Source organism: Pseudoalteromonas rubra (genome assembly GCF_005887095.1).
In the GTDB taxonomy this organism is placed as follows: Bacteria; Pseudomonadota; Gammaproteobacteria; order Enterobacterales; family Alteromonadaceae; genus Pseudoalteromonas; species Pseudoalteromonas rubra_E.
Map to the genome: position 1 here is coordinate 30,312 of NZ_PNCI01000002.1, position 24,115 is coordinate 54,426.

At 47.9% G+C, this 24,115-nt stretch carries 27 protein-coding genes; 7 read left to right on the forward strand and 20 right to left on the reverse strand.

Annotated elements, in window-relative coordinates; all coding sequences use genetic code 11:
* Positions 1-39: 39 nt before the first annotated feature.
* The gene (locus CWB99_RS01155) at positions 40-441 is read right to left on the reverse strand and encodes an ExbD/TolR family protein (protein ID WP_138553255.1); all 402 of its coding nucleotides are present in this window, start codon (positions 439-441) and stop codon (positions 40-42) included.
* Positions 442-737: 296 nt separating this feature from the next.
* Here CWB99_RS01155 and CWB99_RS01160 point away from each other — a divergent pair, with 296 nt between their 5' ends.
* Complete coding sequence (locus tag CWB99_RS01160) at positions 738-1,475, forward strand: hypothetical protein (protein ID WP_138553256.1); 738 nt, start codon at positions 738-740, stop codon at positions 1,473-1,475.
* A 50-nt stretch (positions 1,476-1,525) separates the two neighbouring features.
* Here CWB99_RS01160 and CWB99_RS01165 read toward each other — a convergent pair whose 3' ends face one another.
* The 6 genes from CWB99_RS01165 to CWB99_RS01190 form a co-directional block, all read right to left on the reverse strand.
* Positions 1,526-2,896, reverse strand: coding sequence for a hypothetical protein (locus tag CWB99_RS01165; RefSeq protein WP_138553257.1), 1,371 nt, complete (start codon positions 2,894-2,896; stop codon positions 1,526-1,528).
* 227 nt (positions 2,897-3,123) lie between these two features.
* Complete coding sequence (gene ykgO / locus CWB99_RS01170) at positions 3,124-3,264, reverse strand: type B 50S ribosomal protein L36 (protein ID WP_138553258.1); 141 nt, start codon at positions 3,262-3,264, stop codon at positions 3,124-3,126.
* Positions 3,265-3,269: 5 nt separating this feature from the next.
* Positions 3,270-3,527: a type B 50S ribosomal protein L31 gene (locus tag CWB99_RS01175; RefSeq protein ID WP_010384175.1), complete on the reverse strand. Its 258-nt coding sequence runs from the start codon at positions 3,525-3,527 to the stop codon at positions 3,270-3,272.
* 342 nt (positions 3,528-3,869) lie between these two features.
* Complete coding sequence (gene dbpA / locus CWB99_RS01180) at positions 3,870-5,261, reverse strand: ATP-dependent RNA helicase DbpA (RefSeq protein WP_138553259.1); 1,392 nt, start codon at positions 5,259-5,261, stop codon at positions 3,870-3,872.
* A gap of 119 nt (positions 5,262-5,380) precedes the next feature.
* Positions 5,381-6,763, reverse strand: a complete 1,383-nt coding sequence (locus tag CWB99_RS01185; RefSeq protein WP_138553260.1) for a DEAD/DEAH box helicase — start codon at positions 6,761-6,763, stop codon at positions 5,381-5,383.
* 310 nt (positions 6,764-7,073) lie between these two features.
* Positions 7,074-7,298: a helix-turn-helix domain-containing protein gene (locus CWB99_RS01190; RefSeq protein ID WP_138553261.1), complete on the reverse strand. Its 225-nt coding sequence runs from the start codon at positions 7,296-7,298 to the stop codon at positions 7,074-7,076.
* Positions 7,299-7,563: 265 nt separating this feature from the next.
* Here CWB99_RS01190 and CWB99_RS01195 point away from each other — a divergent pair, with 265 nt between their 5' ends.
* Together CWB99_RS01195 and CWB99_RS01200 are read left to right on the forward strand one after the other, a co-directional pair.
* Positions 7,564-8,133, forward strand: coding sequence for a hypothetical protein (locus CWB99_RS01195; protein ID WP_138553262.1), 570 nt, complete (start codon positions 7,564-7,566; stop codon positions 8,131-8,133).
* A 243-nt stretch (positions 8,134-8,376) separates the two neighbouring features.
* Positions 8,377-9,030, forward strand: a complete 654-nt coding sequence (locus CWB99_RS01200) for a hypothetical protein (RefSeq protein WP_138553263.1) — start codon at positions 8,377-8,379, stop codon at positions 9,028-9,030.
* A gap of 69 nt (positions 9,031-9,099) precedes the next feature.
* On the opposite strand, the gene CWB99_RS01205 is transcribed toward CWB99_RS01200, so the two are convergent.
* From CWB99_RS01205 to CWB99_RS01245, 9 genes are all read right to left on the reverse strand, one after another.
* Positions 9,100-10,908 carry a cytochrome-c peroxidase gene (locus CWB99_RS01205; RefSeq protein ID WP_138553264.1) on the reverse strand — a complete coding sequence of 603 codons (1,809 nt, stop codon included), beginning with the start codon at positions 10,906-10,908 and terminating at the stop codon, positions 9,100-9,102.
* Positions 10,909-11,299: 391 nt separating this feature from the next.
* A complete protein-coding gene (locus CWB99_RS01210; protein ID WP_138553265.1) occupies positions 11,300-11,941 on the reverse strand; it encodes a twin-arginine translocation signal domain-containing protein in 642 nt (213 codons plus the stop codon).
* A 253-nt stretch (positions 11,942-12,194) separates the two neighbouring features.
* The gene (locus tag CWB99_RS01215; protein WP_138553266.1) at positions 12,195-12,794 is read right to left on the reverse strand and encodes a class I SAM-dependent DNA methyltransferase; all 600 of its coding nucleotides are present in this window, start codon (positions 12,792-12,794) and stop codon (positions 12,195-12,197) included.
* A 33-nt stretch (positions 12,795-12,827) separates the two neighbouring features.
* Complete coding sequence (locus tag CWB99_RS01220; RefSeq protein WP_138553267.1) at positions 12,828-13,277, reverse strand: hypothetical protein; 450 nt, start codon at positions 13,275-13,277, stop codon at positions 12,828-12,830.
* 265 nt (positions 13,278-13,542) lie between these two features.
* On the reverse strand, positions 13,543-13,767 hold the full coding sequence (locus CWB99_RS01225) for a hypothetical protein (protein ID WP_138553268.1): 225 nt from the start codon (positions 13,765-13,767) through the stop codon (positions 13,543-13,545).
* Positions 13,768-13,914: 147 nt separating this feature from the next.
* The gene (locus tag CWB99_RS01230; protein ID WP_138553269.1) at positions 13,915-14,310 is read right to left on the reverse strand and encodes a hypothetical protein; all 396 of its coding nucleotides are present in this window, start codon (positions 14,308-14,310) and stop codon (positions 13,915-13,917) included.
* A gap of 292 nt (positions 14,311-14,602) precedes the next feature.
* Complete coding sequence (locus tag CWB99_RS01235) at positions 14,603-15,412, reverse strand: ABC transporter permease (protein ID WP_138553270.1); 810 nt, start codon at positions 15,410-15,412, stop codon at positions 14,603-14,605.
* A gap of 107 nt (positions 15,413-15,519) precedes the next feature.
* A complete protein-coding gene (locus CWB99_RS01240; protein ID WP_138553271.1) occupies positions 15,520-16,557 on the reverse strand; it encodes an NAD(P)H-dependent flavin oxidoreductase in 1,038 nt (345 codons plus the stop codon).
* Between the two features lie 95 nt (positions 16,558-16,652).
* Positions 16,653-17,627 carry an alpha/beta fold hydrolase gene (locus CWB99_RS01245; protein WP_138553272.1) on the reverse strand — a complete coding sequence of 325 codons (975 nt, stop codon included), beginning with the start codon at positions 17,625-17,627 and terminating at the stop codon, positions 16,653-16,655.
* A 198-nt stretch (positions 17,628-17,825) separates the two neighbouring features.
* Here CWB99_RS01245 and CWB99_RS01250 point away from each other — a divergent pair, with 198 nt between their 5' ends.
* The gene (locus CWB99_RS01250; protein WP_046003563.1) at positions 17,826-18,008 is read left to right on the forward strand and encodes an alternative ribosome-rescue factor A; all 183 of its coding nucleotides are present in this window, start codon (positions 17,826-17,828) and stop codon (positions 18,006-18,008) included.
* A gap of 81 nt (positions 18,009-18,089) precedes the next feature.
* Positions 18,090-18,464, forward strand: a complete 375-nt coding sequence (locus CWB99_RS01255; RefSeq protein ID WP_046003562.1) for a PH domain-containing protein — start codon at positions 18,090-18,092, stop codon at positions 18,462-18,464.
* On the opposite strand, the gene CWB99_RS01260 is transcribed toward CWB99_RS01255, so the two are convergent.
* A complete protein-coding gene (locus CWB99_RS01260) occupies positions 18,442-19,140 on the reverse strand; it encodes an ArsR/SmtB family transcription factor (protein ID WP_138553273.1) in 699 nt (232 codons plus the stop codon). The two genes, CWB99_RS01255 and CWB99_RS01260, sit on opposite strands and share 23 nt — an antisense overlap.
* Positions 19,141-19,221: 81 nt before the next feature.
* Between CWB99_RS01260 and CWB99_RS01265 the strand changes: the two genes are divergently transcribed.
* Both CWB99_RS01265 and CWB99_RS01270 read left to right on the forward strand, forming a co-directional pair.
* Entirely contained in the window at positions 19,222-19,554 is a 333-nt protein-coding gene (locus CWB99_RS01265) for an NIPSNAP family protein (protein WP_138553274.1), read from the forward strand.
* On the forward strand, positions 19,551-19,871 hold the full coding sequence (locus CWB99_RS01270) for an antibiotic biosynthesis monooxygenase family protein (protein ID WP_138553275.1): 321 nt from the start codon (positions 19,551-19,553) through the stop codon (positions 19,869-19,871). The genes CWB99_RS01265 and CWB99_RS01270 overlap by 4 nt, the downstream gene beginning before the upstream one ends.
* Here CWB99_RS01270 and CWB99_RS01275 read toward each other — a convergent pair.
* From CWB99_RS01275 to CWB99_RS01285, 3 genes are all read right to left on the reverse strand, one after another.
* Positions 19,868-22,021: a tetratricopeptide repeat protein gene (locus CWB99_RS01275; RefSeq protein ID WP_171045229.1), complete on the reverse strand. Its 2,154-nt coding sequence runs from the start codon at positions 22,019-22,021 to the stop codon at positions 19,868-19,870. The genes CWB99_RS01270 and CWB99_RS01275 overlap by 4 nt on opposite strands.
* Positions 22,022-22,217: 196 nt before the next feature.
* Positions 22,218-22,991 (reverse strand): DsbC family protein, encoded by a 774-nt coding sequence (locus CWB99_RS01280; RefSeq protein WP_138553277.1) that lies wholly within the window; start codon positions 22,989-22,991, stop codon positions 22,218-22,220.
* A gap of 118 nt (positions 22,992-23,109) precedes the next feature.
* Entirely contained in the window at positions 23,110-24,084 is a 975-nt protein-coding gene (locus tag CWB99_RS01285) for a winged helix-turn-helix domain-containing protein (protein ID WP_171045230.1), read from the reverse strand.
* Positions 24,085-24,115 lie beyond the last annotated feature (31 nt).

Consider the following 24,115-nt stretch of genomic DNA (forward strand, 5'->3'; position numbering starts at 1 on the left):
CCGGGTCTGGCTGCGCTATTTACTATTGAATTTTACTCACTAGAGAGTGTCACCCAAAGACACAGGTGCTGAGGTTTGTGCTTTGATGGCATCGAGGACACCGACCAGCGTTGCATGCTGACTATCCGGGTGTGCACGAAGACTGATACTGGTAAGTTCGCCTTGCGCACCAAGACGGGCAATATTGATACTGACAGTATCTATATCGATTTTTCTGTTGTTTAGATAAATCTGGTTTTTTGCGTCAATCGTAAAGACGGGTGTCAGGCTCGGCACAATTGAGGTTACGGCCTGATCGGTTCGATTGATTGGCAGGGCAGTTTCCCGCATAAAACTTGCGGTAACGATAAAGAAGATCAGTAGAATAAAGACAATATCCAACATGGGGTTCATGTCTACGGTTACGTCAGAAGCGCCTGAATGATGTGCAGATTTAGTCATAATGTTAGGTCCTTTTTTGTTATTTCCTTTTCAGCATAGACCCTATATGTTAGTTTAGGTTTAATGTACCGTTAATGTTTACAAACTTTTACTTTGGCTTGAGTTTGACGCTGTGTACGGGCATATATCAATTAAACATCACCGATTTTGGGACTAAGGGCTCAATTGCATTTAGATCGTCATTTAGTACTAAAGTTTAACGGTTATGGGTCGATTACGATTATAATGTAAGCCATTGTTGTTAGTTTAAGCGTTTGGCTTAAGCGACAAGTTAAGACATCTATAAGGAAAATAGCATGAAAGTGAACACGCACAGTGGCGGGCCTGCAGCGCAACTTGATCTGCAAAGCAAGGTGGCCTCTTCAGGTAACCTTAAAGACGCAAAACAGCCCGTTTCCAGCTCACCCGACTCAGCACAAAGTACACTTGCCAAAGATGTATATCACGGCGCACAAGCACCATCACCGGCACTCGTTTATGATCGGCCTCTGGCTATCACCTCATCTGAAAACCAAGAAACACCAGAGCAATACAGTGAGCGAATGGATGCTGCAACTGGACTATTGTTTGCCGTTTCGATCCCTAAAATTGCAGAGGATATGAGTGCTGAGTTTGCCAAAGTAACTAAGGAAATTGAGCAACTATCTCCGGGGCTGAGTGACAAAGACTGGGGCTTTTCCGTCAATGAAGATGGGGCACTGGTGGTCAGCGGTGATGACCTGACAGACAGTGAAAAGCAACTGCTCGAAGAGAAGCTGAATGAAAACGAAGAGCTCGTGGCTTTGGCAAAAACCTTTCAGGATACAATGATGGAAGGGATTGATTTACTTAAAGGCCCCAATGAAAGTGGGGACTACTGGGCCAAATACGATATTAATCGCAGCAACTTTGCCGACATTATCGACTTTAAAGCGCTGATGGAAGAAAGTAGCCAGAGTGATGCGCAAGTTAAACTGGGTGATGCGAGACTTAACCAGTTTACACTCGTAGATAGTATTGGTGGTCAGTTGCAGCGTAATGCCAGACAGCTATAACTGCTTTTGATACGGAACAGGCCAGCAGACTGGCCTGTTTTGATGTTGGATTAATTACGAGTGCTCGATACTAAATCCTGATCACACAAGTGACCAATGTAGACATATGGGTGCTGAGTACCACCGATGCCAATGACTTTCTCTTCATAAGAATCGATTTCAATCCGCCATGCACCGACCAGGAAGTCTGTGCGCCAGGTATTTCTGTAGCCCATGCTGTATGACGAGTGCTCTACGGTGTAATCACTAAAGCAACGGCCTAAGTTAACACCACCAGATGCTTTACCATTTGCATCAGATGTTACGACAAAATCTTCATATGGGTTTCTGACGTCATCAATTGAGTCAAAATCTCGGATCAGCTTAAACGTGGCTTCAGCGCCTTCGACAGGGTGGCCTTTGGAGTCATTCAACGTGACTGTCCAGTTCAGATCCCGGTATGCCTGAGTGGTCAGGTAGGGGGCTTTAAATGCTGAATATGGGATCCGCTCTACCCCATGTTCGCCACTGACCGAGTCATGGGAAAACGACGCGACCACTGAGCCCAATACGAGAGTATATTGATTAGCCGGGTTATTTTGTAGATTTGGGTTGCCACTCACCCGAACTACAACACTTTGGTTTTCCTGCAGCTGAGAAATAGTCTCGGCTTTGTTTACGGCGACGGGTTGCCAGTTACCACCATTGTATATTTCCAGTACAAACTCATCCGTTTTCGCTTCGTCCTCGAGTTTTACAATGAGGTCCTGGCCCCGCACGGCGGTGAAGGCGAAATAGTCATAGTCGAATACGTTGTCTATGTTTCCTTTCACACGGTTTTGTTTGTCGGGCAACATGGTGACAGTCGCAATTGAGTCATTCGCTTCAAAGTCGTCAAGCTGAGCCTGAGTAGATGATATGGCGCCAAACTTGATATCGGAGCTATCCGTTGCTATCACATCCATCAGCCAATAGTAATGACCAGGCTCCGTCAGAGCGGCGGCCAACTCATCGGCATTCGCTGCATTGGCAGAATTGGCCATCAGGGTAAAGGTATTGTCCGGGTTGTGACGCACTATGCTGAGATTAATATTGGTGTCGGCTGACTGACCGAATAGAAACGCTGTCGTTTTACCAGGCTCTGTGACTTCAAAGTGAAAACAAGGTTGCTGTCCTACCGTCATACCGCCGAAAGGGTAAACGGTGTTGAGTGACAAAGTCTGACACATGGGGGTGATAGTACTGGCTGCAGGGGTATCTGCCTGGGCCGCACGTATAACCGAGTTAAATAAGTGTGTTTTGGGTGTCATGTCCAGTGTTGACGACTGAGCTGTGACTTTGGCTCCTGTGCTAAGGTGATACAGTGCATCTGTGGGTAATTGTGATGCAAGAGCTAGGGTAGGCATGCATGCTAAAACACTCAATGTTTGCATTAATTTCATAATCAAATATTTCCTTTTTGTTTTTTATGTCGTTCATCGACGGTTCCAAAAGTGGAACCTTTTGCATTATGCATATCCCTATTTTAAATACAATATAATGAGTTTAATTGTTTGATTTAAGACAAAAATAGTAATTGATCAGTCGCTAAAGTGGTCGATAACATGCTCAGAGGATCGCGGGGAAAGCAGCCAGTGTAAAGCACACTGGCTCTATTAAGAGGATAGACTTAGCGCTTTTTCTTCTTTTTGCCCTGCACGGCTTTGAAGCGCGGGTTATCTTTGCAGATCACATACACGCGACCGCGGCGTTTGACGACCTGACAACCCGGGCGGGATTTGGCACTTTTTAATGAACTGAGTACTTTCATGGTGATTATCCCTTTTTGCCTGCCAGATTCTTAAAGCGGCGATTGAATTGTGCAACCCGACCATCGCTGGCAACCAGTTTCTGCTTACCGGTATAGAAAGGGTGAGATTCACTGGAAACGTCAATAGGGACATACGGATAAGTCACGCCGTCTACTTCTACTGTGCGATCGGTTTTAATCGTGGAACCAACGATAAAATACTTGTCTACCGAGGTATCGTGAAAGGCAACTAAGTGGTAATCAGGATGGATATCTGGCTTCATTTTCTTCTCCAATAATTCAGTGCGTGTGTTATATCATAACAAAACTGCAATGAAAACAGTAAATGCAAATAATTCGCAATTGTATCTCTAGGTGGGGAAGAATTGGTTTATACCAATTTGCTTAATCAAGTGTTCTATTTTGAGGCGAGAAAATAGGCTCGATAACAAGGCGAAAATTTTGCTATTTAGTTGTTCTAAATGAGAAATTTTTAACGCCGTTAGCGCCCTATTTGCTCCTTCAAATTGAACAGGTATTAAGTGAAATTGGTATTAGGTGTGGCTACCCGAGGTGACATTTGAGTATGTCATCTCAAGTAACCAAGCGCGGGTCAGGGCAAGGCGTTAACGGGTAAGTTTACGGGCTCTGAAATTGCGTCCTTTCATTTTTCCGTCGCTGATGACCTTGACAGCCTGATTGGCGTACTTACGCTCCACGGCAACATATGAGGACATAGCTGTGACCTTTATCTTACCTATTTGATCGCCACGCAATGCCTGGTTAGCGGTCAGTGCACCCAGAATATCACCAGGACGCAGTTTGGCTTTTTTGCCGCCATCAATTTGTATGGTGACCATAGGGGCGCGTTTAACTTGATTCGCAAGCACCTGCTCGCCAGGCACTGGGGTTGGCTCAATCTCCAGGCTCAGGTAATCTTCCAGCATATTCACTTTATGGGACTCTTTATAGCTCATTAGTGAACAGGCGACGCCGGTTTTGCCTGCCCGGCCGGTGCGTCCGATACGATGGACATGTACTTCGGGGTCATGGGCAATATGGTAATTGATAACCATATCGACGTGGTCAACATCTATACCTCGCGCCGCCACATCGGTTGCAACCAGGATGGTTAAACTGCGATTCGCAAAGCGTACCAGTGTTTTATCACGGTCTTTCTGATCCAAATCGCCATGCAGGGCCGCGCTGTCAAAGCCAGAGCTCTGCAACATATCACTGACGTCCTGACATTGCGCTTTGGTATTACAAAACACCACCGCTGCCTCGGGCTGAAACTGACACAGTAGCTTATGGAGTGCAGCATCCCTCGCTTCATTGTCGGCCACTTCATAGAAGTGCTGCTCTATGGTGCTGTGATCATGCTGTGCAACTACTTCCACTTTAACCGGGTCGCGCATAATATGACCCACCAGTTGTTCAATTTTGGCCGGGTAGGTGGCGCTGAATAACAGGTTCTGACGCTGGGTTGGGCAGTGCGACACAATACAGTCCAGCGCTTCTTCAAAGCCCATTTCCAGCATGCGGTCTGCTTCGTCCAGGACAAAGGTATTGACCTCATCCAATGACAGACGGCCCTTACGCAGGTGTTCCTCGATGCGACCTGGTGTCCCAACCACGATATGGGCGCCATGCTCCAGTGAGCCAATTTGTGGCCCCATGGGAGCGCCGCCGCACAAGGTCAGTACTTTGATATTATGGATGGCACGCGCCAGCTTTCTAATCTCTACGGCAACCTGATCCGCCAGCTCGCGGGTAGGGCAAACCACCAGGGCTTGTACTCTAAAGCGTTTTACTCTCAGGTTACTGAGCAAGCCAAGGGCAAATGCTGCAGTTTTACCGGAGCCGGTTTTTCCCTGACCAATGACATCTTTGCCAGCCAGGATCTGTGGCAAGGTCTGAGCCTGAATTTCTGTCATGGTGTGATAGCCAAGCGACGTCAGGTTGTCTAACAAAGAAGGTGATAGATTGATACTGGAAAATGGCGTAGCGGTGCTCATAGCGGGCTTCTTTTTAATTGAAAGGGTGAGTATAACATGACACGCAGGCAGAGCGCGCAATACCGTGCCTGCCTGGTGACATAGGGTGTTGAGATTCAGAGTGCTTCAGGAGGCTCTCTCTAGTTTGGCTTTATCTGTGCCGCAGGCTTATTACCGCCTGGTTTGCCCTGGCTATTGGCAGGACGTCTTCTGCGGCGTTTTGGCGCAGCGGTTTTATCATTCCCGGATTGTGGCTTTTGGCCGTTTTTGGGCTTGTCCGCCTGTTTGCGCTGTGCGGATTGCTCCGCTGTGGCTGCTTTGGGTTTCTTAGGCTTTTTCGGTTTCTTTGGCTTAATTGGACGAGTGTCCAGTTTCGACTCAGGCACCGGGTTTTGAGGCTCGAACCCAGGCTCTACAACGCGTGGGATCAGTTGCTGGATCAAGCGTTCAATGCCGAACAGATCGCTGGCAACATCTTCACTGACAAACGAGACAGCTTCGCCGGTGGCACCGGCGCGACCGGTACGGCCGATACGATGTACATAGTCCTCGTACACATTGGGCAGGTCGAAGTTGACAACGTGGGGTAATTCCTGAATATCCAGACCTCGTGCCACAATATCAGTGGCCACTAAGACCCGTAACTTACCACTCTTAAAGCCTGCAAGTGCCTTCATTCGCGCACTCTGGCTCTTATTGCCGTGTATGGCTGCGGCGTTAATTTTACTCTTTTCTAGGTCGCGTACCAGGCGATTAGCGCCATGTTTGGTGCGGGTAAAGACCAGTACCTGCTGCCAGCCATGTGTGTTAATCAGGTGTTTGAGCAAGGCGGTACGACGGCTTTTATCTACCGGGTAGGCCCACTGAGTGACGCTTTTGGCGGTGCTGTTGGCCGGTGCCACGGAAATCTCAACGGGATCCTGAATAAGTCCCTTGGCGAGGGAGCGGATCTCATCAGAAAATGTGGCTGAAAATAATAAATTCTGCCGCTGCGGTGGCAGTAACTTAATAAGGCGTTTAATGTCGTGAATAAACCCCATATCCAGCATTCTGTCTGCTTCGTCGAGCACAAAAATGTCTAACTGATCGAACTTCACCGCATTTTGTTGGTATAAGTCGAGCAACCGGCCCGGTGTCGCCACCAGTACATCGGCCCCTTTGCGTAGCTTCATCATTTGTGGGTTGATCTTCACGCCACCGTAGACAACCTGGCAGGACAAAGTCAGGTGTTTACTATACAGTTCAACACTTTGCCAGACCTGATCCGCCAGCTCGCGGGTCGGTGTCAGGATCAGTGCTCTGACCTGATTGGCTTTTACTTTTGGTTTGCTGCTCAACAGCTCCAGCATGGGCAGGGTAAAGCCTGCTGTTTTGCCTGTGCCTGTCTGGGCTGCGGCCATAATATCCCGGCCTTGTAAGATGGCGGGGATGGCTTGCTCCTGAATAGGGGTTGGTGTTGAGTAACCCTGATCGGCTACGGCTTGATTAATTTCGGGAGATAAGCCAAGACTGCTGAAGCTCATGTTTGTGTACTCTGAAGAATGCGGGCCGGAAGAGTACAAGATTTACCCCAACATAGCAATTTTTGTCATCAGTTTGAGTGGATATATGCGTGCGATATACGCACATTATGAGTGTCTTTGAAGATCAGTCTCGGCTTAGTTTAACGATGACTCAATCCGGTGAATTAAAGCGTGTAAGTGAGCAAATACGTCAAATGCAAACCCGACACCAGAGATGAACATGATCACGTCTTTTAGATATAGGTGAAGCCTGGACTCGGGAGGCGTGATCACGCTCGAAATGCCAGGCATTTCATTTTATGACTGGAGTTCATTGTTCGGTCAACAGTTCAGCAACGGGGATCTGGTAAAAGCGTGCCAGGTCGCCTGCTGTGCGGTAATATACCCGGTTGCCGCACTCGGCACGTTTCAGCGTGGCAATTGACACACATAAAGCCTGATCCTGGCAAGCGCATGCCAGTTTCTCCTGACTCAAGCCCAGGCTTTTTCTTAGCTCCTTGAGCCGATGACAATTGAGTTTGACTCTACCGTCCATTGAAATGCTCCTGACTGGTTTGGATGCTAAGGCTAGCAGCCTTGAACGCTTTTTGCCAAATTGTTAACGCCAATTAAAGTGTCCACTTTTTACTACACACTGTCAGCATTTTTTCACCCTAATGTCTTAGGTTTGGGGGCAGAGAAACTGATACCGAACTGATACTAAACTGATACCAACAAGCATGTGATTCGCATCTACACTGAGTGCCAGTTGAATAAGCCCCGCATGGTGCGGGATTACTGGAAATAATAAGGAAACAATTATGTCTCAGACAGTTCATAACCTTGGTGCCTATGGTTCAGTTGTACTGGCGAAAGATTTCAGCAAAGACTTTATCAATGCGTTTGAGCACATTAATCAGCGCGATGGTGTAAAAATCACCCCACTGGCAGGTCAGTCTCAGGTGGTTAATGGTATAAACTATGCGTTCTACTGTTTGGTTGAGCCAGTTGTTGCACCGAACGTGGCAAAAGTGAACAAACTAGAGCTTATCGTGATCCATGCGCTGGATGACAAATACACCGAAACTGCAGAGCGCGTGTTGAGCCGTCCGGTTCTTGTTCCACCTATCGGTTCGTTCGATGGTGTAGCACTGCGTGATGAGTTCACTGAAGCTGAGAAAGCAGCGGCTGAGCAGATTGAATCACTGGTTGGTGTACGCTATGACATTCTGGCGGCTCAGCAACAGGTTGTTGCAGGTCTTAACTTTGTATTCTATACGGTGGCTACGCCAGCGACACGCAATGGTCAGGCTTTCTTCGCTGAAATTGAAGCGCACCGAAACCTGGACGGCAGACTTGAAAACTTCAATCTGATCCCGGTTCAGCCATAACCTTAACTTTTGGCAACGTTGATGTTTTGCCGCCCGGTTGACCCCGGGCGGCTTTTTCGTTTTTGCCTGCCAGTAAAGGGTAAGTGTAACCTCAAGGCCGGTTGGTTTATAAAGTCATGATGGGCTGTGTCGCCAGAGGCCAACAAAGTAAGTTTTAAGGGGCTCATGCTCCAGCACACTTGTACCCGGATGTCTTAATCATTGCTTGCTATACTGAGTGGAAACACTCAGAGGGAACCAACAATGAGAGTCATTCTGCTCGCTATTTTACTGTTTACAGCACAGGCTTCAGCCGATGAAAAACAAGCCCCACCACTGAACCCCGCTTACAAAGGGGAGCATGGCATGGCATTGATGAACCGAGGTTCACGTATTTATGCGACCAACTTTCCGTCGTACAGCTTACCCAATGATATTCATGTCGTATACCGACTGGAGAACCCGGATGTGGCTTTTCTGAGTCTGGTTCGTGATGCCAAACTAATCACCATTAAACCGGAGCCGTTTAATTTGCAACGACTGGAGCGGGGAGAGGAAGTTATGATCACCGCAGATGTTTATGAGGGACATTATGCGCGTGGAGGCAGGCTGGTATACCCACAAAGACAGTTGGTGCTCAGTGATAAACTTTTTGCCCGAAAGCTCAGCAAGCTGGAGCCTGCGTCTCAGTGGCATGAGTATGACATGATTGAAATCAACAAAACGGAACGTATTTACGTTCACAAAATACAGCAAAGACCCAGTTTTAACCACCTGATTTTTGTAGACTTAACGGGGGCGTGCCTGCAAAAATTTCGGGCTTCTAAACGGGTACCCAGCGAAGGTGAATTGGCCTATAAGTTTATTAACTGCGGGACACTGAAACAGCTTTTCTATGATGCTGAGAGTTATATGTAGGCGCTATCTGGTTGAGAAAAAGTGTGAATAAAAAGGGCTGCACAGGCAGCCCTTTTTGGTTGGGTCGAGTTAAAGCGGATTGCCGTTTTTGTCTATGGCATCAAACTGGTGGCCATCAGGTCCGCCATCTCGGGGCGGGATGAGCACATCTATCGCGTTGCTGCCAGCCACCGCATTGGGGTCGGTGAGTGAGCGCAAGAAGGTGGCCAGGTAATGTATTTCATCACTGGTGAAGTGTTTGATAATGGCATCATCGCCTCTGTCTGAATTTGCTCTGTTCTCGGCGTTAAGTGCCAGAACAAATGCTTCGCCCCCACCAACAATCTGGCGGCACTGCTCTGTTGTCAGGTGCTGAAATTGTGGCAGCTGGCAGGTTTCAACATTGTGATAAAAGTCTTCCAGGGAACCAGTTACGTCGTTGTAGTGTTCGATAACGCGCTCTAGTGTGGGGAAAACGCCCTTATCACCATAAGGTGCAGTGATCCCAACATTGAGCAGGCTCGGCATGCGGAACTGGTTTTTGGCATTACCATCGGCGACGGCGTTAGGCCCAATCTGGGGGTAAAGCGGGCCGCGGGTTTTTTCCGGGGTAAACATTACGCCATCGTGGCAGTTAGCGCATCCTGCTGAGGTGTAAAACAGTAATGCTCCGCGTTTTTCTGTATTGTTCAGGCGAGCCATGTCACCTTCGATGTAGTTGAAAAAAGGGTTGTCGATAAACAAGAATGAGGCCTGATAAGCCGCAAGTGCTCTGGCGATACGCAAGAAATCAACTTGCTCGTCGCCGTAGGCTGCTGCGAAGTGGCTTTTCCATTCATCGGTCAGCCGGCTGGCAATAAATTCACGATAGACTTGTGGGGACTCAAAACTGGTTGGATCGCCCATTTCAGCGGCTGCGGTGACAGGGAAATGAGCCTGAGCCATTAACAGACGCAAGGGATCTGTATTGGCAACCTGGCTGTTCATCAGTCGGGTTACGTCATCTTCAGGGGTCATAATCGGGGCCGTGGATACCAGGCCCACTTCACTTTCACGGTTGCTCTGACGCAGTTTTACCCTTTGATCCCAGAACATACTGTTGACCCACAGGGCCGTGTTGCAGATCTGTGGCGAACTGCGTCCAACAGAAGGGATAGTGCTGCCGTCGGTGCGGCCCAGTCCGATGACATCTGGGTTCTCAGCATTGACGCCGATGGATAAAGACAGGCCATCGCCTCCACAACCTTGTGCAGGGTGGTGGCAAGAAGCGCAGGAGGTATCATAGTTTTGACTCAGCGCCTTACTAAAGAACAGTCGTTTACCCAGATCAATCAGTTTCGGGTCTTCCTGTCGACGATAGCGGGCCACATAGGCTTGCATATCTTCCAGCCCCTGCTGCAACTCATAATGTTCAATGACTTTGCCCATGCAGGTATCGAGCTGCTCATCCGTTACGGCATTGAGGTCGTTAGTACCGCACAAATCGACCAAACGCGCAATGCCAATATTTATTACTGAACCATTGCGCATGCCATCATTGCTATCACTTGCCAGCGTAGTCACCGTTTCGGTGTTTGACGGTTCACTGGTGAGCTTGTTTTTATCTTTACCCTTGGCAAAAGCTTGCACAAAGTAGCTGTATTCAGTACCCGCCATCGCACTGTCATCCTGGTAAAAGGTGAGTGTGGTTCGGGCAATGCGTTTGCCATCCCGATAGATGCGATAGCCTTTAATGTTGCTGGTATCTTCCGGTGCCTGCCAGCTTAGCGCAACTTGATTGCTGCTGTGTACTTTTGCTGTGAACTGTTGTGGGGTGGGGAGTAGGTTGGTGTCTGCCTGAACGAATGTTGACCATAAGCTCATAGGCAGCAACCATAGCCCGAATATTCTTGCTTTCATAGGTATGATCCTTAACAACAGTGTGTGGTTGGGTAGCGTTTGCACACTGCTGTCTGTAACGTAACTGAGAGTGTGTATTGCCCCCGCGGCATATCGCCGGGAAGCTCATTATTGTGTGGAATATAAAATTGCGATTCCAACATTAGTGTAGGAATGAAATAAGGAATAAATGTGTATATTTTGACTTTTTAGTCATCCTTTATTCTGTTTTTTGCCATTTTGTATCTAGAGCATTTATTCAAAAGTGGCGTTTTGTCCTTGAGATATAAAACTTATCTAGATCAGCGTGTTACCTTGTTCCTGTACTTGGTATGCATAAGCAAAATGAGTCAGCCCGCACTAGGTGTGGGCTCATCATTTAGAATGAAGCTGATAAGGGATGTTAAAAATTCTAAAGTGGGATCTTTTGTATCACCAAATTGAACAGGTAATGATTTTCACGTTTAGTTCGTTTGACCGTCATAAGCGCCTGCTCCTGTGCACTTTTTCGTTTAAACAGGCCATCTTTGTGATTAAGCGGGTGATCCGGAAAGTACAGTTGAGTCAGTAGTGTATCGTAACCCAGCTTAGACACTTTAAGGTGAATATGCGGTGTGCGTTGACTATTGGCATTGAGCGGGTAGGCACCCGGGAACACGGTTTTGAAACGAAACCGTCCTTGTTCGCCACTTTGTATGATGGCCCAGGCCTGAAAGTGTTCATCGATAGGTGCCTCGCAGGTATCGTGAGGGTGATGATACTTGCCAAAAGCATTCGCCTGCCACAAGTCTAACGTGACACCTTCAACGGTATTTCCCTCATGATCAAATACTTGTCCGGCTATTTCTATATGCGTTCCCTGAGCCACACCGGACTTGCCGGCCACCCGGGTGAGATCAGCATCCTGGTCTTTTTGTGGGGTAATGGGGTAATAAGGTCCTTCCATTTCTCTGGGAGTCAGCATTGTTTGAGCCTGTGCGGCGGAGGCAAAAGCACCTGCCAGCGTGCCTGCTGCGAGATTTTTAATAAAGTGACGTCTGGAATTGTGCGACATAAAACACCTGAATTTACGTTGTTGTCTGTTATTCAGCTTAGGATGCGGTGTATTCTGCTGTCTTATTAAAAAGCTATTTTTTACTTAAATAGTTTTATGTTTGGTGCAAAGAAGTCTATAACAAATTGTAATATATAGTTTTATTTTCTATCTGCGTCACTTTTACCAATGAATGAGCCTTTGGAACAGTTTGGGCTTAGCCTGGGTTAAATGTGCCTCCATATGCTTTTGGGTTCTTGAGTTGATGTACAGATCACGGTTTTTCTACAACCAGATAAGTGTGAACCTCTGGGTACTGGTCGAACTCTAAATGTCTGATAATGCAGCCCATGTCGATGAATAGTTGTAAGAACCCGGTTACACCAAGTGACGAATAGTAAACCTCTGGCCCCATAGCATTGTTAGTGTGGCAACCAGCCTGCGTTGTGCCACCAAATGAAAATATAAACACGCCTCCGGGGTTGAGGCTGTTGATGATCTTAGCGAGTACCGGCTTTTGCTCCGATAAAGGTATGTGCCAGATGCTGTCCCATGCTGTTATAAAGTCATATTTATCTGGCAACTCGTAAGTGCAAATATCACCTTGCACAAAAGAAATATCTGGATGCTTACGCCTTGCCAGAGCAAGCATTTCTTCTGAAATATCTAAACCAGTTGGCTTAAAGCCTTCATTGACCAGCAACTCGATAAAACGACCTGTGCAACCGCAGCCAATATCCAGCGCATTGCCGCGATATTTAACAAAACGAATCGCCCTCTGGTGTTGTGCAATGCCATTGGTCATATCAAACTCCTCATGCTCCCAGAGGTGGGTAATTTGATTGTAGGCTTTTCCTATTTCTTTTGGCTTCATGGCTAGTTTTCTGAAGTTAAAACACCTGTAGGTTTACTTACAACGAGTGCCGTTATCAACGAACCGATACGCCACAAATTGATTCTTTCCATTATTGGGCTGATTCGGAAAAACTGGAGCATGCTCAAAGCGGCCATTTAAAACATCATGCCAAAAACACCTTACTTGTTTTTGGGGGTGACTTTCTGAAATCGTCTCTAACTTTGACCGAATATCCTCGTCATCCAACAGCAGCTCTGCAAATGTAAAAGTAACATCTATCTCATATGCGCTCATGTTATTGTTGTCCAACATATCGAGTATGACAGGCTTAAATTCTGTTTTGTTTTCCATAAATATCTGTACAGCACCATCATCCCAACCTGAGCCCATTAAGTTCATCTTATGTAATAGAAAGATTTGCACAGTCTTGCTCGTCAAAACAGCGATATAAAGCAATAACAGTAAGAGTAATAAGTTTCTAAAAAACTTGACTAAAGCCACGGTATTCCTTTGTTGTATAAAGCTAAGTAGAGCATTTTATAAAGGTTGAACCTTTGATCAAGTGCTGTGTCCAATTACCAAGCTAAACTAAATGCTGAAGTATCAGCCTTGTAAGTCATTTAGGGTGTGAAGAAATAGAGCGATTGGGGATGGTACTTTGTTAAGCACCATCTGCTGGTTCTGGCATCAACTTCCCTCCGGGCGTCATTTTGGAAAGATCATTGAGCTGTGTTGTTAGGTACTCGCCTTGAACACTGTGGCTTAATCAGTCACCGCCGCCGCCATCAGAGCTTCCACCGCCGCCAGAATCGTCGTTACTCAGCTCTATACAAACTCTGGTTTTACCTTTTGATGTGCTGAAGGAGCTCAGAATGAAAACACCTCCACCAGCGACCAACAGCCAGCCTACTTGTTCCGGTGGCGCTGAAGTCAGTTTTTCATATCCGATATAAGTAAGCGCACAGCCTGCAATAAATGGTATTAATTTCATCAGATTACTCTTCCAGTTGAAGCCCTGTATTATTGATAAAACACCCACTCCAAAAATTGTGCGTTATACCAAAGCAGGTGATATTGACATAAGTACTTTCGGGCAACTCCCTCAAGCTGAGTGTCTTTTATTTCAGAATTAACGCCCTCATTTTGGGTTTTGACGATATAGAGTTGTCATTTTTCCATTGCTACTCTTAAAAGTAAAAACTTTGTCATTTAGTTTAATGATTTCATCGCACCAATGCGTACCAGTAGGTATAAATTCAGGGTGAGATGTTTTGCTGATGGTTAAACAGCTACTAAGTTTAAACTTATGTTTTACTTGATAGGTTCCCTCGAGCTTGTACTTTACTGGTGTCTCGGGAATTTGCCCCCAAGATTTAAGGCTGCCATCAGCGAAGTACTGATCATATCCCCAAAATGTTTTCCCTCCATCTTCTGAGTTTCCCCAAATTTCAATCAAGTCTTTTGGATTTATTTCACTCGCATTCGATGAAGATATACCAATAAATAAAGCTGTTAAAAAGATAAGTTTTTTCACCGTTCCTTCCTAAAAATTATAGTTGTGCACTCACCACAATTAATCTGTTTGTCCACCGTCTGACTATATTGAAAGTCAGCCATTTAAGGCTATATGCGATTTTAACTTATCAACAATCATAGGGCTTCTCAAGCGGCTTTACTTTGTGCAAAGCAAGCTCATCGGTAAAGGATGCAAACTAGATCCCGCATGTCAATCGCTACTTTCATGTTTTAGTTAGTGCTTAAAAAAAGAGCTCGCAGCAGTTTGGCCTTATCTTCCATATAGGCCAGGTAGGTGTGCCCATTGTTATCTAGCCACGTTCGGCTATTCCTTGTTCCAGACACTCAGAATTTAGTCTGCCCTGCGGGCTAATCACACTACGTATGGCAATAAACAAGCATGCGGTAATTGACACACTCATCATGACCCAGACGGCTATCATGATCATCACCTGATATTTGATGGCGACCATGGGGCTGGCACCGCCGAGGATCTGGCCGGTCATCATGCCGGGCAGTGATACCAGGCCTGTAGTGGCCATGGTTGCCAGAATCGGCGCAAGCGCCTTTTGCAGCGCGTTTTGTGCAAAGGGCAAAGTGGCCTCGCGCACCTGTGCACCCAGCGATAGTGCGGCCTCATACTCGGGCCAGCGGGTTGTAAAGGCATCGAAGAAGTGTTGCAGGCAAACGATGTTGGCATTGAGGCTGTTGCCCAGCAACATGCCTGCCAGCGGGATCAAGTACTGGGCGTGGTAATAGGGCGTTGGCTGGATAATCACCAAAGTGACAAAACTTAACAGGGGTAAGAGTCCGGCGCACAGTCCGATAAACACGGCCACAAAGAGCGGGCGCCTTGGCAGGCGGGCTTTACTGAGAATCGCGCTGCTGCCAATGAGCAGCATCACCAATAACCAGGCCAGATTCACCCAGAGATTATTGAGAGTAAACAGATATTCCAGATACAGGCCAACCAGCAATAACTGTACGACCATGCGGATCAGTCCAATCACGGCTTCTTTGCCAATATTGAGCTGATACAGCGCGTTGATAGCAAAGGGCAGCAGCAGGGTCAGGCTGAACAAGCCCAGCTGCCACCACTTGATGTCGATTACCTGTTGCATCTGGGTGTCTGGCTAATATAAGTGTTTTAATTACAGTCGATTATTACACAGACGGTCATTTAAAATCACCCTGTGGCCTTACTTGCGAAATAAGCTGTTATTGCAAATCACTCATCCAGTAGCTTGCTTACCCGGGCATGCTCGGCTTTCGCTTCAGCCATGATTCGTTCGATCAAGACCTCAACGGGTTCGATGTCGCGGATCATCCCCTGTGACTGGCCAATAAACTGGACGCCGTGTTCCAGGTCGCCCCTGATGGTGGCGGCTTCCAACTTTTCGGTGGCGGCGCCAAAAAGGGTCAGCATACGGATTTTGTCGAACTGAGCCAGTAAGCCCAGTAGTAATTTCCACAGCGGCATATCGACCATTTTTGAAGCTTTAAAGGACTTAAAAACGGCCACTATAGGGTTCATCGGGCGGCGGGTGGCTTTTTCTGCCATCGGAGTTTTCATTACCCGGGCGTAGAGGCCATCGAAGTTTTTAGAGTAAATGGTGTCGGCGACCTTTTTATCGACCACCGCCTGCTTTACATTCTGGTGGACCGGGCTTTGTGTGCTGGTTGCCAGACGGGAGCCCATGGCAACGGCATCGGCTCCCAGTGCAAGAGCTGCCAGCAAGCCTTTGCCATCGGAAAATCCACCTGCTGCAATCACCGGAATGTCGACCAGCTCAACAATGTTGGGTACCAGGCACAGGGATGTGACCTCACCGCCATGTGCGGCGGCTTCATGGCCGGTTACCAGCAGGGCATCCGCGCCGCTTTTTTGCGCGGCCAGAGCATGCTTTTCGGTCACGACTGTGGCGATGGTTTTGCCGCCGTAACGTTTAACGCCTTCCACTATCCAGTCGCCTTTACCCAGCGAAAAGTTAATCACCGGCACTTGCTCAGCCAGCGCGACCTTGGCGTTTTCTTTCGCGCCGGGCATCAGCAAAGTGATCCCTACGCCAAAGGGCTTGTCGGTGAGGGTGCGAATTTTGGCAATGGCCTGACGGGTTTGCTCCTGCGATAACGGTCCGGTGGCTAAGATCCCCAGGCCGCCGGCATTGGATACTGCCGCAACCAGCTCGGGAACTGAGATCCAGCTCATGCCAGGTAAGACGATGGGTTTTTCTATGCCCAGTAAGTCGGTAATAGGTGTTTTCATGTTGATGATTTTAACTGGTCTGATGTGTTGCTAAGCATACCGATAAAATTGCTCAGAAGAAAAGTGAATATTGCGCCAAAGCGCACATTTAATGGTTAGGGCGTTTCCTCTTGCAAGGATAGTTGTACTTCTTTTTGTGTATCCGCTTTTTTCTTGCGCTTCTTTTTAAGCCGTTTGAGTTCGGCCCTTTTTACGTGTTTGGCAATCCACTTGGCCATTTTTCCCATCAGTATGGGCGGAAAGTCATGCCCGAGGCCCTCTACCACTTTGAGCCGTGCCTTGCGGATCTCGGCCGCGGTTTGCTCACCCGCCGTGAGCGGAAAAATCGGGTCGTGGGTGCCGTGGATCACTAAAGTGGGCGCTTTGATCCGGGTTAATAAATGACGTCTGTCGCCGCTGGCAGTGATGGCCGCCAGCTGGCGTTTAAACCCAGCCGGATTATGGGCACGGCTGATATGCATGGTGGCCTGCTCGCGGAGGGTTTGCTCATCTCTGGGGTAGGCCGGGCTGCCAATTAGCTGATTGAGTCTGACATTATAAGAAATCGCGGCCTGTGGGCTGTTGTTTCGGGGGGTGAGCCGTGCCAGCTTGATCAGAACCCCCAGGCTTTTCCCAGAGATCAACTGGTTGTTTGAGTTAGACATAATTGAGGTCAGGCTGAGCACTTTTTTACGCTGCTTGGCTGCCAGAATTTGCGCTATCATGCCACCCATTGAGGCGCCGACCAGGTGGGCTTTTTTAATTTTTAGCGCTTTCATTAGCGCCAGCACATCGTCTGCCATATCCTCTAGCGAGTAGGGGGCTTGTTTACCAAATGGCACTTTGCGGCGCAACCAGGTTTTGAACAGGTTGGGCGTGCCATGTTCGTCAAGGTGACTCGATAGCCCGGTATCCCGGTTATCAAAGCGAATGACTCTAAATCCTCTGTCGACCAGGCCAAAATACAGCTCGTCAGGCCACACCGTCATTTGTGCGCCCAGTCCCATGATCAGAATGATGGCCGGGGCATGTCGGTTACCGCAATCCTGATAGCTCAGGGTAATGCCGTTTGAGGTTTTAATGCTGCGCATAGGGTTTTTTAGTGCGACTCTACGGTTAAGAAAAAAGTATAGCGCATAGAGAGTTACAATCTTGAGCTGAAGGCGAAATGAACAAAAAAATTTTTACGAAAAAAGTAAAAAATTGACTTGCGTACGAGGGGGAATACATCAATAATCAGCGCGCCACAACTGGTGGTTATTTAAACTAAATTCAGGAGCAAAAAGAGTATGGCAAGCAAACGCAGCCAGTCCCACGAACATTTACGTGGCGACATAAAAGACAACGCTTTAAAAGCATTGGTAACCAGCCCGCTGTTTAGAAGCAAAGTAGAGAAAAGCAAAAAAGGCAAAGGCAGCTACCGTCGTAAGGACAAACACCAGGGCCGAGAGCCTTACCTTATGGCAGCTTAGGCGAGCAATAAGATAAGGCTTTCGACAAACAGCGGTTATATTACTAAGCTTGTGGCTGATTAAATAAAAAGGAGCAACCAGATGGGACTATTAAGTGGGTTACTAGGCAATGCCAGCGAAGTAGACAGCGATGAGCTGGATAAGCTACTCAACGACACCCTGATTGAAGGGGAAAGTGTAGCGCAGGCGTACAAAGTGATCCGGGATATGTTTGTATTCACGAACAAACGCCTGATCCTGATAGACAAGCAGGGAGTCACCGGCTCGAAAGTCGAAATGCTGAGCATTCCGTACGGTAAAATCACCAAATTTAGCAAAGAGTCGGCGGGTCATTTCGATCTCGACGCGGAGCTGAAAATTTGGATTGGTTCAGAGCCCGAGCCGCTTACCAAAGAGTTTAAAGCGGGCGATAACATCAATCAGGTGTATAAAATCATTTCTCAGTATTGCCTGTAAACGCAATACCATAGGTTTTTGCAAAGAGGTTGCCGCGGGTTTTATCCAGGATAAGTGCCCGGGAGTCCGGTACTCTTTGCAGCCACCCTCGCTCAAGTGCATCATTTAAAATCCAGTGTCCCAGGCTACCTGCCAGGTGGTTGCGCCGTTCACTCCAGTCCAGGCAAGATTTACAGATCGGGCGCTTTTTTTTCCTAAGTGTTTGAACGCAGACACCCAGTTGCTCAAAAAAGGCGATCCCCTTTGGAGTCAGCAGGGTTTCAGCTTGTTTGTCTTCGATGTAGTTAGCTTCAGCCAGCGCGTCATAAAGCTGTATACCCAGCTCACCTGCAATATGGTCATAACAGACGCGTGCTTGTCGTAAGTAGGGATCCGCTGGCCCTGTGTGTGTTTTCAGAGTTATTTCACTACTGAGCGTCAGGAGTTGCTCAATTAACCCTGCAACCTTCTGGTTTTTAAGCTGGAAGTATTTGTGCCTGCCTTGTTTTCTGACCGCCAGTAGCGAGCCTTCAACCAATTTCGCCAAATGACTGCTGGCAGTCTGGGCAGTTATATCCGCTTCCAGTGACAGCTCCGTTGCTGTCAGCGCTTTACCCGACATGAGAGCGATGAGCATACGGGCTCTGGCGGGCTCGCCAATTAAGCTGGCAATCAGGGTGATATCGGGTTCGTGCATAGGAATAGTTCGATACAGGCCGAAGCATAGGTATTGAGTGGTCTGTATAGTGCCTAAAAACACTAACGGAGACAATGTACTATGATCACTTGCTTTATCGAATATCAGTTAGACCCGAGCAAACTGGCGCTGTTTGAGCAATATGCCCGCAATTGGGGGGAGATCATCCCAAGGTGTGGAGGAGAGCTGATTGGCTACTTTTTGCCACACGAAGGCACCAATTTTGTGGCTTATGGCTTGATCAATTTTGCCAGCCTGGCCGAATACGAGGCGTATCGGGTTTGGCTCAAGGCAGATCAGCAAGGCCGGGATAATTTTAACTTTGCTCTTAAAGAGCGGTTTATTTTGCAGGAAAAACGCAGCTTTTTATCTTGTGTTCCGCAGACGTTTTTGCAGGGAGTGAACGCACAGTGATAGCCGTTATTTTTGAAGTGACCCCGCACAGAGAAAAGCGGCAGGTTTATCTGGATGTTGCGGCTGACCTAAAAACCAAACTGCAAGAAATAGACGGGTTTATATCTATAGAAAGGTATCAAAGCCTGAGCGACTCCGATCGGTTATTGTCACTCTCGTTCTGGCGGGATGAGACGGCAGTGCAGCAATGGCGAACGCAGGAAGAACATCGAGCAGCCCAGCAACAGGGGCGGGAGCACATCTTTGAGCATTACCGCATTCGTGTAGCATCGGTGCTGCGCGATTACGGCAGCCATGATCGGAAACAGGTGCCTTAGCCTACTGACAGAGGCAGTCTTATCACCATTTTCAACCCGCCCAGCTCACTGTGCTGGGCATAAATGGTGCCCTGATGCGCTTCAATCAGGCTTTTGCAAATAGCCAGGCCCAAACCAGAGCCGCCTGTGCGTCGGCTGCGAGACTTTTCTACCCTGAAGAGCCGTTCGAATATTTCGCTCAGGTACTCATCTGCAACACCGGGTGCGGTATCTTCCAGAGTAATGTGGATGTGTTTTTGCTGCTGCCAGACCGTCAGCCTTTGTTTACCTGGCTTATCTGTGTATAAAGTACTGTTGGCGATTAAGTTCGTGAGCACCTGCTTGATGCGATCGACATCCCAGCTGACCGTGATCTCACCAGTGAGCTGAATCTGGGCTTCCCAGTCAAAGCCTTTGCCGTGCGTAAACAGAGCAAACTCCTGCTCCCACAGTGTCATCACTTCGGTCAGGTTACATTGCACCAGATTTAGGTGCAAACTTTGTGAGTCGGCCATCGCCAGCTGGTGTATGTCTGAAATAAGACGGTTGATATCCGACAGCTTACGATTGATGGTGTTGTAAGAGGCGTCTACGTCCTGAGCGATGTTGAATTGTAACGCCTCAACCTGTAACTGTAAGGCGGTCAGTGGTGTGCGGATCTCATGGGACACATCCGCCAGCATTGCATTCTTTTTATCCACCACCTCTTGTAGTAGCGCCGCCCGTTCAGCTGCAAGTTTACGCTTTTTTATTTGCCGGTATACTATGGCCAGAACCAGCATAAAAATCCCCGCAGTGCCGAACCACCAGGCTTTGAGCTGCCACTCCCGTTCCCTCAATTGGGTGTCTTTTAAGGCTTTGTCGAGATTCAGCGTTTCGATTTCTTGTTGCTTACGGATGAATTCAACCCGACTTTGTAATGCCGCCAGAGTTAAGTTGTGCTGGCTGTTGCCCAGTTCATCTCTGAGTTGGGTGTATCTGAGATGGGAATTTAGCGCTTTTTGCGGATCTTCAATGGTTTGATAGGTATCTGACAAGAGTTTGTAGGATTTGATCTGCCCATCTTTGTCGTTGATGCGTGTTGCGGTATCGAGCGCAGCATGGGCCAGCTGTAACGTGGTTTCATGATCTTGTTGAGCTGCCGCAATGTTTGCCTGAGTGAGCTGCGATGCCACCAGATACCCTGTCAGATTGTAGGTATTGGCAATCTCTACCGAACGCGCTACGTAGTCACTGGCAAGTGCTAACTGCTCGGATGCCAAAGCGATTCGCGCTTGCAGATTGTAGCTACGGGTCAGACCGCTCTTTGAGTCAACCTGAAGGTATAATTGTTCGGATTTTTTGGCAAAATGCTCGGCTTCTTTGAGGTCACCCGTTTCCAGTGCCATAAAACCACTGCGCATAGCACTGTTGCCAATGTCAATCAGGTTGCCTGACTTTTCATCCAGCTCATGCGCCATCTTGAAGTGCTTTAGCGCCGCAGGGTAGTTTTCCATCCTCTGATATACCACACCCGACTCATAAATGGAGTCGGCAATGCCTTTGTCAAAACTTAACTCACGACTGAGTTCAAAAGAGCGGGTAAAGGTATCAAGTGCACTTTCGTGGTCGCCAAGTGCGGTCTGAATAATTCCCAGATTGACCAAGGCTTTTACGTAAACTTCAGTCTCACCCAAAATGCTCAGTACATTAATCGATTTTTGGGCTACTTTTAAGGCGTCAATATACTTATCCTGTCTGCGCAGCACTGCGGAAATCCGCTCGTAGGACTGCGCAATCATTTCATTGTCGTTTGCATCTATTGAGGTCTCAAGTGCATCGTTATAGTAGGTCTGTGCCTGCTCAAAGTGACTCTGGTTGTCGGCAATAAAGCCCAGCAGCAAAAAAGAGTAAGCTTGATGATATGCATTGTCCTGTGAGACGGCGAAACTTTGTAGTTGCTCGCTACGTTGTTGTGCTTTGTTGTAGTCGCCTTGACTTATCAAGGTATGAGCCAGCGTCACCAGGGTATCATAGTACTCAGCCGGATGAGTCTGCAGGGCGGGTTCATCCGCCAGCTGAGTCAATAGTATAATGGCTGACTGAGGTGCCGAACTTTTGATTGTATGCGCATTATCAAGTTGCTGTCGTGCCTCGGTTATAGAAAAGGCATGTGCTGACGATATACACATCAGGAAGCCTATTAAGGTACAGAGAATTACCTTCTGAATTTGTGGCCTGAGCAGGCAAGTTAAGCGCATCTTTAGCATCGAACGTCCAGCAATACTACCCGCATTATTTCGCGCCGTGAGTGAGAGGCGAGGGGTTATTATGAATGATTGAATAATAACCCGTCTTCGGCAGATTGCCAATTACAGATACTTTCACTCAGTCAGAATTGGCTGTTCTATCGTTTTCCAGCCGCGCAACCAGCTCCCTGGCTGGTACATAGCCTGGTAACGCTTCCCCATTTGGCAGCAAAATGGTCGGTGTTGATTGAAAACCAAAAGTCTGGGCCAACTTAACCTGCAGCTCAAGTGAGTGTTTACACGCTGCGTTTTCAGTTGGTGCTGGCGTGCTGCGCATGGCTGCGTCCATTGCCTCGTTAGGCCTTTTAGCACAAAGCGTTGCTGCAGTTTTCTCGTAGGCTGGACTGCCTGCGCGACCTCTTGGGATCATAACGTAATGCACGGTGACGCCCAGCTGATTCAATGCAGGCAACTCCTTATGGAACTTGCGACAGTAGGGGCAATCGATGTCTGTAAAAACGGTAATGCTATACTTTTCATCTGTTGCAGGGTAAGTAAGTAGTTGCTCGAAGGGGATGTTTGCCATACCTTGCCGGTTAGCAATTTGCTGTATTTTACGAATGTGATCCACCCTGTTTCGTACATCGATGACACGACCGCTGAACAGGTAATTACCATCTTTTGACAGCAGTAAGTGTTCATTGCCCAGGGTGAGACGATAGAAGTCGTCCGAGTAGGGGTGCAGTTCAAAGTCAATGTCTGTCCCCGTCAGCGCCCGCAATTTATTTTTTGCTTTTTCCATTGGGGTAACAGGTGTCTCAGAGGCTGGGCTTAGCGACTGGGCAGCCAGAGGTGGGGCGCTTAGCAGGGCTGTGCCAAGCAGTAAGGTTGTAAACTTACAAGACAAACTCATGGTGATTATTTCCGGTTGTGATTAAGTTACACCGGTTATAACGTGTGTTGCCACACAGGACTTATAAATTCGTCTTAAGCTACCTATAATATTCTATCAAACTAATAAAATCAGCAACTTAAGCCAATCTCTCGCGACCTGTCTGAACGTCATGGTTTGCAGGACATAAGCGCATAGAGGTCGGTCCCGGCTGGGTAAGCTGCTTGCACAGGGTAGCCTGCTGCGGGTGTGAGTCTGGTGTTGTGACCAGTTGTACCGTAGCGTTTTGTAATTTGGGTGAGTGCAAAGGTGTAGGTTGCGCCAGGATCAAGTCGGCGATCCGCTGTTGCATGACCACAGCACTGCAAATTGCCTGTTCATCTATGGCCTGTTGTCCCTGAATGGCAAAATCCAGTGCTTCAGTAAATCGGGCCTGGCTGGCAGATAGACGGCTCAGCACGTCGGATGCCTGAGAAAAATAATAGCTATTGGCCAAAGTATGTTTAACAACATTATTGGCATAATGTTGTGCCTGTGCAGTGTCTTTGAGTTGCAGCAGGGTTTCAGCCATCAGTAACTGAGCTTCGATTGAGTCCGGGTTTTCCTGAAGGCTGAATGTCAGCCATTGCTGTGCGTGTGCGTAGTCCTGTTGCTCAAAGGCAATGATGGCCTTGTGATAGGCCGTCAGCGCGGGCAGAAAGGTTGGTGTTGTGGTTGCACTATGCTGACTGTTTAGATAGGCGGTGCTGACGGTACCCAGAGACAATACCACTGAGGCCGCCAGAGCCGCTAGCTGGCGCATTGGACGAGTCGACACTCGTTTGGTCTTTACCTGCCAGCAGTAACCCTGATTTGGGTAGGTGCGGATCAATTCCTGCTCAGGTGCCAGTTTTCTGAGCTCGCTGATCAGCTGAAATAAACGGTGGTCTTGTACATAGGTATGGCCCCAGACCGCTTCAATGATCTGCTGTTTGGTGACAAGAATATTGGCATGTTGCAACAGGTAGCCTAACACCTGGGCGGCTTTTGGGCGCAGTTCCAGCGTCTGTTTTCCTTGCTTAAGCGTATGGGTCTGGCAGTCGAAACGGTATGATAAAAAGCGGTACTCGGCCATGTCAGTTCTTCGGGAATGTCCACAATATAGG